12 protein-coding genes and 1 pseudogene are annotated in these 17,602 nt (G+C 63.4%); 6 read left to right on the forward strand and 7 right to left on the reverse strand.

Features of this window, described 5'->3' with window-relative positions; all coding sequences use genetic code 11:
* Window positions 1–9: 9 nt before the first annotated feature.
* The 3 genes and pseudogenes from AC3D25_RS05935 to AC3D25_RS05945 form a co-directional block, all read right to left on the reverse strand.
* A complete protein-coding gene (locus AC3D25_RS05935) occupies window positions 10–1,206 on the reverse strand; it encodes an aminotransferase-like domain-containing protein (RefSeq protein WP_488887524.1) in 1,197 nt (398 codons plus the stop codon).
* Window positions 1,207–1,280: 74 nt separating this feature from the next.
* Window positions 1,281–2,243 (reverse strand): DMT family transporter, encoded by a 963-nt coding sequence (locus AC3D25_RS05940; protein ID WP_488887525.1) that lies wholly within the window; start codon window positions 2,241–2,243, stop codon window positions 1,281–1,283.
* Between the two features lie 146 nt (window positions 2,244–2,389).
* A pseudogene (locus AC3D25_RS05945) lies at window positions 2,390–3,070 on the reverse strand (VOC family protein); the annotation flags it as partial.
* Between the two features lie 237 nt (window positions 3,071–3,307).
* On the opposite strand from AC3D25_RS05945, the gene AC3D25_RS05950 reads away from it, so the two are divergent.
* The gene (locus AC3D25_RS05950) at window positions 3,308–4,753 is read left to right on the forward strand and encodes an aminotransferase-like domain-containing protein (protein ID WP_488887526.1); all 1,446 of its coding nucleotides are present in this window, start codon (window positions 3,308–3,310) and stop codon (window positions 4,751–4,753) included.
* A gap of 126 nt (window positions 4,754–4,879) precedes the next feature.
* Window positions 4,880–6,784, forward strand: coding sequence for a molecular chaperone HtpG (htpG, locus tag AC3D25_RS05955; protein WP_488887527.1), 1,905 nt, complete (start codon window positions 4,880–4,882; stop codon window positions 6,782–6,784).
* A 58-nt stretch (window positions 6,785–6,842) separates the two neighbouring features.
* On the opposite strand, the gene AC3D25_RS05960 is transcribed toward htpG, so the two are convergent.
* A complete protein-coding gene (locus AC3D25_RS05960; protein WP_488887528.1) occupies window positions 6,843–7,100 on the reverse strand; it encodes a hypothetical protein in 258 nt (85 codons plus the stop codon).
* A 123-nt stretch (window positions 7,101–7,223) separates the two neighbouring features.
* On the opposite strand from AC3D25_RS05960, the gene AC3D25_RS05965 reads away from it, so the two are divergent.
* Genes AC3D25_RS05965 through AC3D25_RS05975 form a run of 3 tightly spaced genes read left to right on the forward strand, consistent with a single transcriptional unit; the run spans window position 7,224 to window position 9,228 of the window.
* The gene (locus AC3D25_RS05965; protein ID WP_488887529.1) at window positions 7,224–7,865 is read left to right on the forward strand and encodes a chorismate--pyruvate lyase family protein; all 642 of its coding nucleotides are present in this window, start codon (window positions 7,224–7,226) and stop codon (window positions 7,863–7,865) included.
* Complete coding sequence (locus AC3D25_RS05970; RefSeq protein WP_488887530.1) at window positions 7,865–8,338, forward strand: DNA-deoxyinosine glycosylase; 474 nt, start codon at window positions 7,865–7,867, stop codon at window positions 8,336–8,338. Before AC3D25_RS05965 ends, AC3D25_RS05970 begins: the two co-directional genes overlap by 1 nt.
* Complete coding sequence (locus AC3D25_RS05975; RefSeq protein WP_488887531.1) at window positions 8,335–9,228, forward strand: class I SAM-dependent methyltransferase; 894 nt, start codon at window positions 8,335–8,337, stop codon at window positions 9,226–9,228. The genes AC3D25_RS05970 and AC3D25_RS05975 overlap by 4 nt, the downstream gene beginning before the upstream one ends.
* Window positions 9,229–9,584: 356 nt before the next feature.
* Here the strand turns inward: AC3D25_RS05975 and AC3D25_RS05980 are convergent, their stop codons facing one another.
* Window positions 9,585–10,808 carry an MFS transporter gene (locus tag AC3D25_RS05980; RefSeq protein WP_488887532.1) on the reverse strand — a complete coding sequence of 408 codons (1,224 nt, stop codon included), beginning with the start codon at window positions 10,806–10,808 and terminating at the stop codon, window positions 9,585–9,587.
* A 364-nt stretch (window positions 10,809–11,172) separates the two neighbouring features.
* On the opposite strand from AC3D25_RS05980, the gene AC3D25_RS05985 reads away from it, so the two are divergent.
* Window positions 11,173–12,831, forward strand: a complete 1,659-nt coding sequence (locus AC3D25_RS05985; protein ID WP_488887533.1) for a methyl-accepting chemotaxis protein — start codon at window positions 11,173–11,175, stop codon at window positions 12,829–12,831.
* A gap of 918 nt (window positions 12,832–13,749) precedes the next feature.
* On the opposite strand, the gene AC3D25_RS05990 is transcribed toward AC3D25_RS05985, so the two are convergent.
* Window positions 13,750–15,231 carry an HDOD domain-containing protein gene (locus AC3D25_RS05990; protein WP_488887534.1) on the reverse strand — a complete coding sequence of 494 codons (1,482 nt, stop codon included), beginning with the start codon at window positions 15,229–15,231 and terminating at the stop codon, window positions 13,750–13,752.
* A gap of 140 nt (window positions 15,232–15,371) precedes the next feature.
* Window positions 15,372–17,318, reverse strand: coding sequence for a putative bifunctional diguanylate cyclase/phosphodiesterase (locus AC3D25_RS05995; RefSeq protein WP_488887535.1), 1,947 nt, complete (start codon window positions 17,316–17,318; stop codon window positions 15,372–15,374).
* Between the last annotated feature and the right edge of the window lie 284 nt (window positions 17,319–17,602).

A 17,602-nucleotide genomic window follows, 5' to 3' on the forward strand; every position in this document is an offset into this window, starting at 1 on the left:
ACGGACGTGTCAGACCTTGGCGCGGATCAGCGCGGCCAGCTTGGCGACGCCTTCGTCGATTTTCGCGGGCGGCACCGTCACGAACGACAGGCGCAGCGTGTTGTGCTCCGCTTCGTTCGCGAAGAACGGGCCGCCCGGCACGAACGCGACGTGCTGTTCGATCGATTCGGCGAGCAGCTTCATCGTGTCGATGTGTTTCGGCAGCGTCACCCACACGAACATGCCGCCTTCCGGCTGGTTCCATTCGACACCGGCCGGCATGTGGCGTTCGAGCGAGGCGAGCATCGCTGCACACTGGTCGCGGTAGAGCGCGCGGACGGTCGGAATGTGACGGTCGAGAAAACCGTCCTTGACCACCTCGTGGACGATGCGCTGCGTGAGGCTCGGCGTGTGGAGATCGGTTGCCTGCTTGGCCTGCACCAGTTTGAAGTGCAAGTCCTCGGGCGCGACGATGTAGCCGACGCGCAAGCCCGGCGCGAGCACCTTCGAAAACGAGCCGAGATGGACGATATGGTCGGGCGCCATCGAAAGCAACGTGGGCAGCGGCGCGCCGGCGTAATCGAGCGCGCCGTAGGGATCGTCCTCGATCACCGGGAACGCGCTCGTCTGCGCGAACGAAGCGAGCTTCACCCGGCGATCGAGCGGCAGACGCCGGCCGGTCGGATTCTGGAAATTCGGCTGGGCGTAAAGCAGGCGCGCGCCCGCGGTCAGCGTGGCGTCGAGGCCTTCGGGGATCAGGCCGTGCGTGTCGGTCGGAACTTGCACGTACTCCGGCTCGAACATCGAGAACGATTGCAGCGCGCCGAGATACGTGGGCGTTTCAACCAGCACACGGCTCGCGGGATCGATCAGCACTTTGCCGAGCAGGTCGAGCGCCTGCTGCGAGCCGGTCGTGATCAGCACCTGCGTCGGGCGGATCGACACGCCGTTCGCCGAATATCGCGCGGCGACCCATTCGCGCAGCGGCATGAAGCCTTCGGTTGCGCTGTATTGCAGCGCGCTCGCGGCGTGTTCGCGCAAGATGTGCTCCGACGCCACGCGCATTTCATCGACCGGAAACGCTGCCGGAGAGGGCAGGCCGCCCGCGAACGAAATGACCTCGGGCCGCTCCGTGACCTTCAGAATTTCGCGGATCGCCGAGCTGGTCAGCTTGCGGGCGCGTTCGGAAAGTTGCCACGGCGTGGCGCGAAGGTCGGCTTGATTCATGAGGTCCTCGGTCGGTCGGGGTGGATCTGTTTGCATCGGATGCAGCGGGAAACGGTCATTATCGCTCGCGGGCGTCATCTTGCACTCGTCGGATGGGCTTCGGACGGGCGCGCGGCGGGCTTCGTCGGCGCGGTGGTGATCGGGGTGCCGACACCGTTGCGAACGGCCGTGCGCCGCCCCACGACAACCGTCGCGATCACGGCGGCGGCGTAGATCCACGTCGTGGCGTCGATTTTCTCGCCGAAAAAGAGCGCCGAGAGCGCCATCGTGAAGAAGATTTGCAGCAATTGCACCTGACCGACACGCGCGATACCGCCCATCGCCAGCCCGGCGTACCACGCGAAAAAGCCGATGAACTGGGAAAACAGCGTCACGTAGCCGAACGCGAGCCAGGTGCGCAGCGCGAGCGGCTCCGGGTGCGCCGCGTGGTGCGCGTAGACGAGCCAGCCGACCGGCAGCACGAGAAACGGCGCCGACACGACGAGCGCCCAGCAGATCACCTGCCAGCCGCCCATCTGGCGCGCGAGCCGCGCGCCTTCCGCATAGCCGAGCGCGCCGATGGCAACCGCCACCAGCATCAGCAGATCGCCCGCCTGCACGCCGCCGCCGCCCGTTTGCAGCGCGAACGCGACCACGATGGCGCTGCCCGCGACCGCCGCGAGCCAGAAGCCTTTCGACGGCCGTTCGTGCGAGAGCCATGCCGCATAGATCGCGACGCAAAGCGGCTGAAGCCCGTTGACCACCGCGCCGTGCGACGCGGGAACGGTTTTCATCGCCCATGCCGAAAACACCGGAAACGCGACGATCACACCCAACGCGACGACCGCGAGACTCTTCATCTGCGGCCAGGTCGGACGGCGTTCCCGCCGCCACACGAGCAGCGCGGCGGCGGGAATCGCGGCGGCGAGCGCGCGCCCGAGCCCGTTCAGGAGAGGATGAATTTCCTGCACGACGATGCGGGTCATCGGCAGTGTCAGGCTGAAGATGATCACGCCGATCAAGCCAAGCAGCATGCCTTCGGTTTCACGGGACTTCATTCGGTTGTGTCTCCATCGGTTTGTATTGTCGGCGCGGCGTCTTTCGCGGCGCGCTTGCGTGGTTTCGCGGTGCGCTTCTCCGCGCTGAGGGCCGACGCTTCGGCCATCTCGGCCGTTTCGGCCAACTCGCCGATCGTCACCAGCGATCCGTCGGGCAACTCGAATTCGGCGACGAGCGCCGGGCGGCCCGCCGTCGGCTCGACGCGCATCAGATGCGCCGCGCCGAGCCACGCAAGCTGCTCCGCGATCCGCTCAGGCGTCGGATGGAAGCCCGTCAGCGAGCGCAGCGCGATGCCCGTTTCCGGCAGCGACGCGCTCGGATGACGCGGCGTGTCCCACTGAATCAGCGACGGCGCGACGCCGTCGCCCGCGCCTTGCCACGCGGGAAACGCGCCGTCGTCGGGCACCGTCAGCGACCACGTGTTCGTGCCGCGCGACATCGCCACGACCGGCGCGATGCGCTCCGGAAACTGCGCCTGCCAGCGCGCCAAAAGTTTCGGCCGATCAACCCGCGCGACCCAGTGCACCAACTGCGGACCGGCTTCGAGTCGCTGCTGGAACGCGGGATCGTCGAGGGCGAAAAGACGTGGACGCGGCGTCGCGGCGGAAGGCGCAGCGGGGTCCACGGCGATCACTTCCAGATACGCGCCGCCCCACAGATTCAGCAGACGGTTGTGCGTTCGCATCGACGGATGCGCGCCGCCTTGCGCAAGCGCATCCGTCGATGCGAACGCCGCACCGAACGTGGCCGTGAGGAACTGCACGCCTTGTTCGAGCGTGCGAGCGGCGACAACGAGGTGATCGAGAGCAAGCGATTGAACGGTCATGGCGATATTTCGGGAGAGCGGTGAGGCGGGAGCCGGGTGTATCGAAGGGCCGACAGCATAACCGCTGCGGCCCGGCGAGCCGCGCGGGCAGGCTGGGTAACCATCGGCGCCCGGTCCGGACGATAAATGTAGCGGCTATCACCTGCACAGTAACGGTACAATCGGACCAATACTATTCGGTACACTTTTTCCGTTATTTTCGGAATTCGCCGAACACCGTTTCCGTGGAGCCGCTTAATGTCCGTCCCGCTCGACCAGATTCCCGCGCCGCACGACGCGCCGCAGCGCACGCTCGTCGATCAACTGGTGCAGTGGGGACGCCGCCGGATCGACGAACGCGTGTTCCGGCCCGGCATGCGCATGCCGTCCATCCGCAAGCTCGCGCTCGATAAAGGCGTGTCGCGTTTCACGGTCGTCGAGGCTTACGAACGGCTGGTCGCGCACGGCTATCTCGATTCGCGGCGCGGCTCCGGCTTCTACGTGCGCGAGCGCGTGAGCGGGCCGCCGGCGCTTGCGATCGTCCCGGAACGCGCGCCGGTCGCGAGCACGATCGACGTGGTCTGGCTGCTGCGCAACATGCTGCTGAACACGAATCCGGAAAAAGGGCCGGGTCTCGGTTATCTGCCGACGCGCTGGCTCGACGGCGAACTGATTACCAACGCGCTGCGCACGCTGAGTCGTCAAAGTGGCGCGCAGATGCTCGGTTTCGGCACGCCGCAAGGCTTTCTGCCGCTGCGCCAGCATCTGCAGACGCGTCTCGCCGAACTCGAAATCCGCGCGACGCCGCCGCAGATCGTGATGGTGTCGGGCGTGACGCAAGCCATCGACCTGATCGCGCGGCTTTATGTGCAGCCCGGCGACACGGTGATCGTCGGCGATCCGGCGTGGTTCCAGATGTTCGGGCGCTTCGCGTCGCAGGGCGCGCGGCTCGTCGGCATGCCGTACACGCCCGACGGCCCGGACCTCGACGCGCTGGAGGCGATGGTTGCGGCGTGGCGGCCCAAGATGCTGGTCATCAACTCGGTCTTGCAGAATCCGACCGGCACGTCGCTTTCCGCCGCGCAGGCGTTCCGCATCCTGCAACTCGCCGAGACCTACGACTTCATCGTCGTCGAGGACGATATCTATGGCGATCTTTGTCCGCCCGGTTTCGCGGCGACGCGCCTCGCGAGCCTCGATCAACTCAAGCGTGTGATTTTCCTCGGCAGCTTTTCGAAGACGCTCGCGGCCAACCTGCGCGTAGGCTACATCGCGGCATCGGAAGAGGTGGCGAAAGCGCTCACCGACCAGAAAATGCTGGTCGGCATGACGAGTCCGGAGCTCAACGAGCGCGTGCTCTACAAAGTCCTGACCGAAGGCCATTACCGGCGCCACGTCGAGCGGCTGCGCGGCCGGCTCGACGGCGTGCGCGACCGCACCGCGCGGATGCTCGAAGAAGTCGGTTTCCGCAACTTTCTGGTGCCGTCGGCGGGTATGTTCCTGTGGACCGACACTGGCGTCGATTCCGACGCGCTCGCCGCGGCGGGCAACGAGGCCGGCTTCGTGCTGGCGCCCGGCAGTTTGTTCTCGCCGCATCAGTCGCCGAGCACCTGGATGCGCTTCAACGTCGCGAATTGCGCCGATTCGGGGCTGCCGGGCATGCTGATCGAACACGCCGCGAAGTCCGCGCGGCGCGGTACTTGAAAAGGGCGGCGGCGGCCCCAATTTGACGCAGCATTGGGCGCGAGCCGTCGGGCGCTGGCCCGCACTTTCGCCCGGAATTTCGCCGCAAATAGCGTTGACACACACATAAACACAGAGGAACCGAGCATGGCGCAAGAAACCATGAGCTTTCAGGCGGAAGTTAAGCAACTTCTGCATCTGATGATCCATTCGCTGTACAGCAACAAGGAAATTTTCCTTCGCGAACTGATTTCCAACGCGTCGGATGCCGCCGACAAACTGCGTTTCGAGGGCATCGAAAACAGCGCGCTGTACGAAAACGATCCGGACCTGAAAATCCGCGTGTCGTTCGACCGCGCGGCGCGCACGGTGACGATCGAGGACAACGGCATCGGCATGAGCCGCGACGAAGCCATCTCGAACCTCGGCACGATCGCGCGCTCGGGCACGAAGGAATTCTTCTCGAAGCTTTCCGGCGACCAGCAAAAGGATGCCGCGTTGATCGGCCAGTTCGGCGTCGGCTTCTACTCGGGTTTCATCATCGCTGACCGGATCACGGTCGAAACGCGCCGCGCCGGTTTGCCGGCTTCGGAAGGCGTGCGCTGGGAAAGCGCGGGCGAGGGCGATTTCGCGATCGAACAGATCGAGCGCGCGCAACGCGGCACGTCGATCACGCTGCATCTGCGTGAAGAGGAAGACGAGTTCCTCGCGACGCATCGCCTGAAGTCGATCATCCAGAAGTACTCGGACCACGTCGCGCTACCGATCCTGATGAAGAAGGAAGAGTGGGACGCGGAAAAGAGCGAGATGGTCACGAAGGACGAGGACGAGACCGTCAATCAGGCCAGCGCCCTGTGGACGCGTTCGAAGAACGACATCACCGACGAGCAGTACAAGCAGTTCTACCAGCACTTGTCGCACGATCACGATGAGCCGCTCGCGTGGACGCACAATCGGGTCGAAGGCCGCAGCGAATACACGCAATTGCTGTACGTGCCGAAGCACGCGCCGTTCGATCTGTGGAATCGCGATCATCGCGGCGGACTGAAGCTGTACGTGAAGCGCGTGTTCATCATGGACGACGCCGAGCAATTGCTGCCCACGTACCTGCGTTTCGTGAAGGGCGTGGTGGATTCGGCGGATCTGCCGCTGAACGTTTCGCGCGAAATCCTGCAGGAAAGCCGCGACGTCAAGGCGATTCGTGAAGGCGTGACCAAGCGCGTGCTTTCGATGCTGGAAGAAATCGCGTCGTCGTCGGCGGAAGCAACGGACGACGAAGGCCGCCAGAAATACGCGAACTTCTGGACCGAATTCGGCCAGGTGTTCAAGGAAGGTATCGGCGAGGATTTCGGCAATCGAGAGCGGATCGCGAAGCTCGTGCGCTTTGCATCCACGCATAACGACACGGCCGAACAGACCGTGGCGCTGGCCGATTACGTCGCGCGCATGAAGCCCGAGCAGACGAAGATCTACTACGTCACCGCCGATAGCTGGCAGGCCGCGAAGAACAGCCCGCATCTGGAAGTGTTCCGCAAGAAGGACGTGGAAGTGCTGCTGCTGACGGATCGCGTCGACGAATGGATGCTCTCGTTCCTCAATGAATTCGACGGCAAGCCGCTTCAGAGCGTCGCGCGCGGCGACCTCGATCTCGGCGCGCTGGACGACGCCGAGAAGGAACAGCAGGAAAAAGTGGGCGAAGAACTGAAGCCGCTCGTCGAGAAGATGAAGGAAGCGCTCGCGGGCAAGGCGAAGGACGTGCGTCTGACGTTCCGCCTGACCGATTCGCCGACATGCCTGGTGGCCGATGAAGGCGACATGAGCGGTTATCTGCAACGCATGTTGAAGCAGGCGGGGCAGGCCGCGCCGCAGATGCAGCCGATTCTCGAAGTGAATCCGGAGCATCCGCTGGTGAAGAAACTGGACACGAGCGGCGCGCATTTCGCGGACTGGTGCCATCTTCTCTTCGATCAGGCGATGCTCGCGGAAGGCGGCACGCTCGAAGATCCGGCGAGCTTCGTGAAGCGCACGAACGCGCTATTGCTCGCGCAATAAGCGTTCACGAAGGTCCCAAGCAGAAGCGCTGCCGGAGCATGCTCCGGCAGCGCTTTTTTTATTTCACCGACCGTTCCTTGTTCGCCTGCGCGAGCACCGACGCGGCGAGCGTTTTCGTGTCCTTTGAATACTTGTCGCTGTGCAGGACTTCGCTTGCCTTGTGCTCCATGGCTGCGCTCGTCTGCTTGTCCGTGTGCGCCTGTGCGAGCGCGGACGCCGCGAGACTTTTCGCGATGGCCGACGCTTTCGGGTCGTGCAGCGTTTCCGACGCGAGGTGCGCGACCTTCGCCGACGTTTCTTTCTTGTTGACCGACATAAATCTCCTCTCAGTTGTTTGACCGGCGCGCGTGATGTCGCGGCCGGCGGCTCAATCATCCGTATCTGAAAGACGCGCTCTATACGATTTATCCGATATCGCTTCGGGTTTTATAATCGCGCCATGCCGATTCCCCACGATCCCATCGACCCGCACTGGCGTCTCGCGCCGCTCGCGTCCTTCTCCGCCGATCAAAAAGACTGGACGACGCGCGGCGGCTCGCTCACCGCGCATCTCGCGACGCTGGGCGCAGTGAGCGTCGATGTGACGCGCGAGGCGGTCGGCCAGCCGTGGGCCGACGAATATCGCGCGCTCGGCGTCGCGCCGCGCACGCCGGCGTGGATCCGCGAAGTGGTGCTGAGCGTGAATGGCGCGCCGTTCGTCGCGGCGCACAGTGTCGTTCCGCTCGATGCGAGCGCGGGCGTCTGGCAAGCCATCCGGCGCTTGCGCACGCGGCCGCTCGCGGAACTGCTGTATAGCGACAGCAGCGTCGCGCGGTCGGCGCTCGCGAGCCGTCGCGTGAATGCGCGGCATCCGTTGTTCCGGATGGCATCCGCGTCTTCGCCGATGCCGATCGCGAGCACGTTGCTCGCGCGGCGTTCCGTGTTCCTGCGCCGAAACGCGCCGCTAATGGTCACCGAATGCATGTTGCCCGCGCTGTGGCGCACGCTGCGGGAGCGCGAGGAGCGGCACGCGATCCACCGCGATCATCCGCGTGCGCTGCTGCATCTGGCCTCGCGCGCCATTCACGGCGAGCGTTCGTGATGCTCGAAGGTTTCCCGCCCATCGCCGATGAACGCACACATACGCTGATACTCGGCAGTTTTCCCGGCGTGGCGTCGCTTGCCGCGACGCAGTACTACGCGCATCCGCGTAACCAGTTCTGGCGGCTGACGGGCGCCGCGATCGGCGAGTCGCTGCACGAACTCGACTACGACGCGCGGGTTGCGCGCCTGCTCGCGCATGGCATTGGTTTGTGGGACGTGCTTGCTGCGTGCGAGCGCGAAGGCAGTCTCGACGCCGCGATCCGTCACGCGAATCCGAACGATTTCGCCTCGTTTCGCGTGCACGCGCCGCGCCTCGAAAAGGTGTGCTTCAATGGCAAGACGTCGGGCCGCTTCGAGCCGGTGATCCGCGCGGCGGGTTACAGGACGCTCGTGTTGCCGTCGTCGAGTGCGGCGAATGCTATTCTCTCGTTCGACCAAAAATTGCGCATCTGGCGCGACATCTCCCCATGACGAAACTGATCAAACGCGCGTCCGCCGAAGCGCGCGCTTTCGGCAACAAGAAGCCGAACAAGCGCTCGCGCCACGATTTCGACGAAGACGATCTTCACGACGCCCCGCAAATCGAGGCGCCGCGCAAGCCGCGTTTCGCGCCGGTGACGTTCTCGGAAATGGGCGGCGTGCGCTTCCTGCATTTCGGCACGGAATGGGTGCAGGGCGCGATGCGTCTGCGCAAGCCCAACCATATCGAACTCGAATACGCGCAGCAGATGATGGCGTGGCTGTTATTCATCGAAACGCCGAAGCGCGTCGTCCAGCTCGGTCTTGGCGCGGCTGCGCTGACCAAGTTCTGCCACGCGTTCCTCAAGCGCGCGAACGTCACGGCGGTGGAATTGAACCCGGCTGTCGTGATCGCGGCGCGCACGATGTTCGCGCTGCCGTCCGACGACGCGCGCCTTACCGTGGACGAGCGCGACGCGTGGGATTTCGTCAACGATGCGGCGAATCACGGCACGATCGGCGCGTTGCAGATCGACGTCTACGATGCGACCGCGCGCGGCCCGGTGCTCGACAGCGTGTCGTTCTATCGCGCGTGTCGCGCGTGTCTCTCGCCGGAGGCGGGCATCGTCACGGTGAATCTGTTCGGCGATCACCCGAGCTTTGTGCGCAATATGAAGCGTTTGAAAGAAGCATTCGATGGTCGCGTGATCGCGTTGCCGGAAGTACACGATGGCAACCGCATCGCGATCGCGTTCGCCGGGCCGGCGCTTGCGGTTCCGTTCGTGGCGTTGAGCGAGCGTGCACGGTTGATCGAAAAGGAGTTAGCGCTGCCCGCTCGGCAATGGGTTAAGGCGCTCGCCACGAGCGCTGGGCCGGACGTGGGTGGAGTTTTTTCGATTTAGGGGGCGGTTGGGTTTGCTGGCGCCGTTTGGTTTTGTTTGCCAGTGGTGTCTGGGAACTTGCTTTCGTGTCGGTTTGTGAGCATGCCGCTGTGTGCGGCAGTAGTTACTTTCTTTGCAGCAGCAAAGAAAGTAACTGCCGCCGCGCATAGCGGCGTGCTTATGGACCTACACGAAAGCAAGTTCCCAGAAAGCGCAGGTAAACAAAACAAAAGCAAAAAGCGCCAACAAAACGTACCCCCAAGCGCCAGCAAACAAAAACCTGTCCGAGGCGGGAGCCGCGTTAGAAGACCAACCGACGGCAATCCCTAAAACCGCACGTGCACATCAGCCGGTGTAACCGCAATCCCAAGGTGCCCTCACCGCCCCACCCGTGGCAGAAAAACCGTCAAAATCCCGATCAATGGCAAGAACGAGCAAACCCGGTACACATACCCGATGCTCGTGGCATCGGCCAAATGCCCGAGCACGGCCGCCCCGATCCCGCCCATCCCGAAGGCGAAGCCAAAAAACAGCCCGGCGACCATGCCGACCTTCCCCGGCACGAGCTCCTGCGCATAAACCAGAATCGCGGAAAACGCCGATGCAATCACCACGCCGATCACCACCGACAACACGCCCGTCCAGAACAGATTTGCATAAGGCAAGAGCAGCGTGAACGGCGTGACGCCCAGTATCGATACCCAGATCACGACCTTGCGCCCAATCCGGTCGCCGATCGGACCGCCGATAATCGTCCCCGCCGCGACCGCCGCCAAAAACCAGAACAGATGGATCTGCGCCTCGGGCACCGACAGCCCGAACCGGCTGATCAAATAAAACGTGAAGTAACTCGTGATGCTCGCGAGATAGAAGTACTTGGAAAACACGAGCAGCATCAGGACGCCCATCGCGGCCATCACGCGATTGCGCGGCAACGTCGCGTGCTTCACCTGCGCACGGCCCTTTTTCACCGCCGGATGCTGCTTGTACCAGCGCCCGATCCCCGTCAACACGACAATCGCCACCAGCGCCGCCGCCGAAAACCACGCAATGCTGCGCTGGCCGTGCGGAATCACGATCAACGCGGCCAGCAGCGGCCCAAGCGACGATCCGGCGTTCCCGCCCACCTGAAACAGCGACTGCGCGAGCCCATGCCGGCCGCCCGACGCCATCCGCGCGACCCGCGACGATTCCGGATGAAACACCGACGACCCGCATCCCACCAGCGCCGCCGCGACGAGCAGCACCGGAAAACTGCCGGCCATCGACATCAGCAACAGCCCCGACAGCGTAAAACCCATGCCGACGGGCAGCGAATACGGCTTCGGATGCTTGTCGGTATAAAGCCCGACCAGTGGCTGCAGCAGCGACGCCGTGATCTGATAAGTCAGCGTAATCAGCCCGATCTGCCCGAATGACAGCGCGAATTCGCTCTTGAACATCGGATAGATCGCGAGGATCAGCGACTGAATCATGTCGTTCAGCAAGTGCGCGAAACTGATCGCGCCCAATACCGAAAACACGGTGTTCTGCGGCTTGGCGACGCCTGTGGGCGCGACCGGCGCGGCGCCGGCCGCGCCTTGTTCGATGCTCGTTTGCATGGTGCGGATTCTTTGACGTGTCTCGTATATTCGTGTGCCCGGCGTATCGACGATTCATGCGCGGGATGAATGGATCGTAGTTTAGTGTGTCCGCTTTACATTGTCCTGCCAACCTTTGTCGCGGATCGGACAGCGTCGCGTTGCGGCGTTGCAGCGGGCCGACGCTTTTCTGAACGCTTGTCCTGCGTCGTCGCCGCATAAATTTTGACCGGGTATAACGCTTTTTCGGCATCCGAACGCACGTGCGAAATCGGTTAAAAAGAGCTTAAAGAAGTGCGCGGAAATTGCCGTAGACCAGTGACAGACGTGCGCGCGCGAGGGCGTGCCGCGCGTCGGAAATATCGGAAATCTCGGGGATTAAAAGATGAAATCGTTTTCGTTACGCGGTAGCACCGGCGCGGGTTTCGCGCCGACCGGACCGGCCGCCGGCACGCCTGCGCGCGAGCAAAAGAACGCCGGCGGTATGTCCGTGAAAGCGTCGCTGCGCCTCGCGTTCGCGCTCGTGCTGGCGGGCACGCTCGCCATCGGCGTGATCGCGCTCACGCAAATCAGCCGCCTCAACGGCGCGACGGAATCCATTTATATGCAGGGCCATGTCGCGAGCCGTTCGGCCGAGGAATTGCGCGGTTTCGTCCTGCGCGCGAGCCGTTCGCAAAAAATGCTGCTGACTGCGACGACTGCAAAGGAGCGCGACGAACTGGGCGCGGATATCGACCGTGCGCTCGGCGCGATCGAGCGGGAAGAGGCGACGCTCAAGCAATATATCGACGTCTCCGACAAGGCATCGGCGACGCAGCAGCAAGGTCTCGTCACGGCGGTCGGCGCGTGGAGCGAACACTTGCGCGCGTTCGTCGCGCTGATGAAGCAGCAGCCGCTCGATCTCTCGCAGATGAACTGGCAAGTCGGCATGCAGGATGTATCGCTGCTGGTTGAAACGGGCAAGCTCGAAAAGACGGTGGATGAAGTCGTCGCGCGTCGCGGCGCGGCCGCCAAGGCGACCATCGACGCCGCCGCGTTCATTTTTCATTCGTCGTTCGTAATCGTCTCGGTGCTGACGGTCGGATTGATCGTGCTCGCGATGGTCGTGAGCGAGTGGGTCGTGCGGCGTCTCGCCGGCCAGCTTGGCGGCGAGCCGGGTTATGCGAAGGAAATCGCGAGCCGGATCGCGGCGGGCGATTTGTCGAACCGCATCGCGATTGCGAAGCGCGACAGCGGCAGCATGCTTTCGGCGTTGTCCGAGATGCAGTCGGGGTTGTCGGCGACGGTGGGCGATATCGCGGCGAGCGCCGAGGCAATCGCGTCGGCGTCGGGCGAAATTTCAACCGGCAACGTCGATTTGTCGCATCGGACGGAACAGCAGGCCGTCGCGCTGGAGAAGACGGCGACGAGCATGGAGCAGCTCACGTCCACGGTCCGCCAGAACGCCGACAACGCGAAGCAGGCGAGCGTGCTGGCGCACAACGCGTCGGAGATTGCGGAGAAGGGCGGCGTGGTGGTCGGACGGGTCGTCTCGACGATGGAGCAGATCAACGCGAGCGCGAAGAGTATCGGCGACATCATCGGGGTGATCGAGGGGATTGCGTTCCAGACCAATATCCTGGCGCTCAACGCGGCGGTGGAAGCGGCGCGCGCGGGTGAGGAGGGACGTGGTTTCGCGGTCGTCGCGGGCGAGGTTCGAAGCCTGGCGCAGCGTTCGTCGGCGGCGGCGAAGGAGATCAAGGGATTGATCCACACGTCGGTGTCGCGTGTGACGGACGGCTCGACCTACGCGCAGGAAGCGGGCGAAACCATGCACGACGTGGTGAGAGCGGTCAAGCGCGTGACCGATATCATGGGCGAGATTTCGGCGGCGTCGGCGGAGCAGAGCAGCGGGATCGAGGAGATCAATCGCGCGGTCACGCAGATGGACGCGGGGACGCAGCAGAATGCTGCACTGGTCGAGGAGGCTGCTGCGGCGGCGCAATCGCTCGATGATCAGGCGCGGGCGCTTAAGGGGTTGGTCGGGAAGTTTCAGTTGCACTGAGCGGGGCGGGTGGGTTTGCTCGTGCCCTCGCTTTCGTTTGCCTGTGCTTTCTGGGAACTTGCTTGCCCCTGGCCGGGGCGGGCGGGTTTTTGGTTCTGCTGGCGCTCGTTGCTTTTGTTTGCCTGTGCTTCTTCGGAACTTGCTTTCGTGTAGGTCTATTAGCACGCCGCTATGCGCGGCAGCAGTCACTTTCTTTGCTGCTGCAAAGAAAGTAACCAAAGAAAGCAGCTTATCCGTCTAAGTGTCCACCTCGAATAACCTAGCGGATAGGCGCGCAAGCTGATTCGGCCATCGCACCACATTACATAGTGGAACCGCTCATTCATCCCGACAGGCGCAAAGCGCCTGCCGGTAAGGCATAACCCTGAAAAACCAAACCAAAGCCCGTCGTCCGCGCGCAGCGAGGACGGACCTGACAGGCGCTATGCCAATACCAATAGCTGCGAGTTAGCCAAATCAGCTTGCGCGCCTATCCGCAAGATTATTCGAGGTAGACACGTAGGCGGATATACGGCTTTCTTTGCGGCTAGGCAAAGAAAGCAGCGGCGACCGCTGCCGCGCATAGCGGTGTGCTAATAAACCTACGCGGAAGCAAGTTCGCAGAAAGCTGGGTGCTGAAGATATGCCCGACGTCCGCGCGCAGCGAGGATGGAACTGACAGGTGCTGTGCCAAAACCGATGAAGCCGAGTTAGCCTGGTCAGCTTGCGCGCCTATCCGCGAGGTTATTCGTGGTGGACACTTAGTCGGATAAGCTGCTTTCTTTGGTTACTTTCTTTGCAGCAGCAAAGAAAGTGACTGCTGCCGCGCATAGCGGCGTGCTAATAGACCTACACGAAAGCAAGTGTTCAGAAACGAGAAGCGCACAGACGGTGTCAACAAGCACCAAACCACAAACCACAAACCCCAAGCGCCAGCGGCTACAACAACTCCACTTCCTTCCAATCGGCATTAGCGAAAAACCGGCTCAACTCCTTGGTGAGCTCATTAAGCGCGCCCATCTCCACCGGCGTAATCTTCCGCACGTTCTGGGTCAGAACCCAGTCGCCATAGACCAGCGCAACCGTCGAGTCGTTCACCTTCACGGGCAGCAGGACAAAAGCCTGCGCATTGCCCAACGTGTCCTTGAACCATCGCGGCAGACGCGCATCGATCCGCGGATCGTGCGCATTCTCGATAAAAATCCCCACCGGATTCGAAATCGCGAGATGAAACACGTCCGGCTGAAACGCCGCCGCAAAGCGCATCTTCGGCAACTGCCGTTCGACAACCGGCCCGAGTCCCAGCCCAAGCCGCGCCTGAAACTCGTCGTTCGCCTGCCGCACGAAAACCACGGTGCGTGAAAACGTCAGCCCGGCGAGCACGGCCTCGGACGCCAGCGCGAGCACTTGCCCGAGCGCGTTCTTCGACGGCAACGAGCGCAGATCCTCCAGACTCGCGCCGATCCGCGCCTCCGCCGACATCCCCGCGCGCGCGATCGCATCCGCATTCGCGCGCAATTCGACGATCTCGGCCATCACGCCGTCGCCGCCTTCCTCGCTGGCAAGCGCCAGGCTCATCGCGGCAAGCGTCGCGGGATCGGTGGACAGCGCCGTGCAATAACGGTTGGCAATATCGATCAACACCGTCTCGCGATGCGCGCCCGCCATGTTCTGCGCGGTCAGCGCATCGGCGACTTCGGTGGAATAGTTGGTCACGGCCTGCAGCCAGCGCACGTGCTTCGGCACGCTTTCGTCGACCGGCGCAGTCGGATCGCTCACCTGCATCCCGGCGCGGATGGTTTCGGGCAGCCGCCAGCGGTCCGCGGCCTCGATCCCGATTTCCTCGAAACTCACGCCCAGCAAGGCGGCGCACGCGAGACTATCCGTGATGTTGTCGCTCTCGGCCTTGCGGCGCAACTGATCCCACTCGCTTTCGAGATAGAACGCAACCAGCAGCTTGCCGATCTGGCGCATCAGCGTGCAGACGACGGCTTCCTCGGCGGCGCGCAGGTCGGTGCCCTCGGTGATCTGCCGGGCGACGGCGCCGGAAAGCAGCGTGCGGTTGAGTTCGAGCTTCGCGTCGATCCGGCGCGGCGCGCTGTGATGAAAGTGATCGACGAGCTTGAGACCGACGACCAGATGCCCGACGGCATCCATGCCGAGCACCATCAGCGCGCGCGTGACGGTCGTGATGTTGCCGCCGAACGCCATGTACATCGCGGAGTTGGCGAGGCGCAGCACCTTCTGCGTGAGGCCGAAATCGGACAGCACGACCTGGACGAGCGCAGTGAAGTCGAGGTCGTCGTCGCTCATCGCGGACACAGTCGTGCGCAGCGCTTGCGAAAGCATGGGGAAATCCCCGCGCTCGCTCATGCGCGACCACAGCTTGTCCAGTAATTCGGCCTTGACGGTGCTTACCATGCGTATTGTGTGAAAACCATACACGCGCCGGACGAGTGGGCCGAAGCGAGGTAGATCATCGACGTGAAGTCGAAACGAATTTTTTCCAAAACGATGTTTCGTAACACGTTATGGGATTAAAGCATGAAGGTACACGTATCTCATAATGCCGCGTGCAGGAACAGGTTGTTGGAATGGAACGAACGTGCCAATTCCTCCGACGGCAATGCTTTGCTGATCAGCCAGCCCTGAATGTGATCGCAGCCCATTTCTGTCAGCAGGTCCCGTTGCGCCTCGGTTTCGACGCCTTCCGCGACCAGTTCCAGTCCGAGCGACTGAGCGAGCCCGACCACCGCTGAAACAATCGCGCGATTGTTGCGCGAAGTAAGCAGATTTTCGACAAAACTCCGGTCGATTTTCAGCTTCGACAACGGAAAACGCTGCAAATAAGCAAGACTGGAGTAGCCGGTGCCGAAATCGTCGACGGCGAAGCGGATGCCGAACGCCGTCAGCGCTTCCAAGAGGCGCGTGGCTTCCTCGGGATCGTGCATCAGCAGGCTCTCGGTGATTTCGAAAACCAGCCGGCGCGGGTCGATGCCCGTCAGGTTCAGCGCGTCCTGCACGGCCTGGGTGAAACGCTTATCGCGGAATTGCTGCGGCGAAACATTCACCGAAACATAGTCGAGCCGGATGCCGATCGCGTCCCACTGCATGAGCTGCATGCAGGCGGCTTTCAGCACCCAGTTCCCCAGATAGTTGATCAGACCGATCGATTCCGCGAGCGGAATGAAGGTGGTCGGCGGAACCAGCCCATGCACCGGATGATGCCAGCGCATCAAGGCTTCGACGCCCACCACGCCGCCCGACAGGCTGCTCGTGATCGGCTGGAAATGGAGCGCGAACTCGCCATTGCGCACGGCTTCGTACAAATCCGCTTCGAGCTTCAGGCGCTCGGCGTCGGTCGGATCGTCGTCGGGAACGTGGAACACGAGCGTGTTGCCGCCCGCCGCCTTCGCCTGCGACAGCGCGTGGTCGGCCATGCGCAGCAAATGCGCGTCGACGGTGCCGGGCGCGGTCACGGCGGGATCGTCGAAATCGGGATACAGCGCCACGCCGACACTCGCCGACAAATGCGTGTGCTGGCCGCGAAACCGGAACGGCTGGGCGATCGCGGTCAACAGACGCCGCCCGAGGCTCTCGGCGCTCTCGGCGGTCGCGCCGACCGGCAGCAGCACGGCAAACGAATCGCTCGCGAGCCGCGCGACACGCTCGCCTGGATGCGCCGCGTGCTGAATGCGCCGCGCGGTCTCGCGCAGCATGTCGTCGCCCGCGTCGTAGCCGAGCGCGCGGTTGATGCGCTGGTAATCGTCGATATCGAGCACGACGAGCGCGGCCTGCGTGCGCGTGTGCTCCGCCTCGGCCTGGGCGGCGTTCAGCGCGGGAATCAGCGCGGCGAGATTTTCGAGGCCGGTGAGCGGGTCGTGGTGAAGTGCGTGCGTGAGTTGCGCTTCGTGCTCGCGCCAATGCGAAACGTCGAAGGCGGCGAGCGCGAAGCCCGGCACGCCTTGGGCGGCCGTCGAGCGCAGCCGCAACTCGACGCAGATCGGATAGGTCAGCGACTTGACCAGATGCAGCGTCGCCGTTTCCAGCTTGCCGCTCACGTGCGCGCGGGCGACCAGCGCGTTCAGTTCGTCGGTTTCGATCGACGGGACGAGGTCGTGAAGCGTCAGCGTCTGCAGATAGTCGCGGTGATACCCGATAAAGCTGATGCTCGCGTCCGATACATACTGGAAACGCAGGGCGTCGTCGAGCTGGGCAAGAAAATCGACCGTGCCGAGCGTCGCTTCGAGCACGGCGGCGGGCAGCGCGGCGGCAGGCATCCGGGCTTCCGGCGTCCGGGTGTCCGGCATCCGGGCTTCCGGCGTCCGGGCACCCGGCGCGTGGGCACCCGGCGCGCTGATTGCGTCGGCCAGGCCATCGGCGGTGGCGACGCTTGTCGCGACGCTCTCCGCGCTCGACGTCTGCAACGCCTTCATCAGCGCGCGAACGCCGGTAAAGGCGGTGCGCCAGGATTTGCGGCGGTTATCGGTAATCCGGTTCGCTTGCATGTTCTCGTGTGGCCTTCTGGTTGCGCGACCTGCCGGTAAGCCGTCGTGGCTCGCCTGAATCGCCCGCCCGTGGCTGGGTTGAGCAGCTTGAGCGGGGGCGGCTTCGGCGCGGCAGGTCATCGCCCTATCAGGCAGGTTATCGGCCCTTCGAAAAAAATCTTTAATCGCACGCGACCGGCGTCGCCCCGGCTTCGGCCAAGGCTCGCGGGGGCACGCGAAACGCCGCCCGGCGCTGGTTCACGCTAATTCTGCGATCCGGCGAATTCGGTTAAAGTGACGCCGAT

It is taken from the genome of Caballeronia sp. SL1002 (assembly GCF_057814995.1).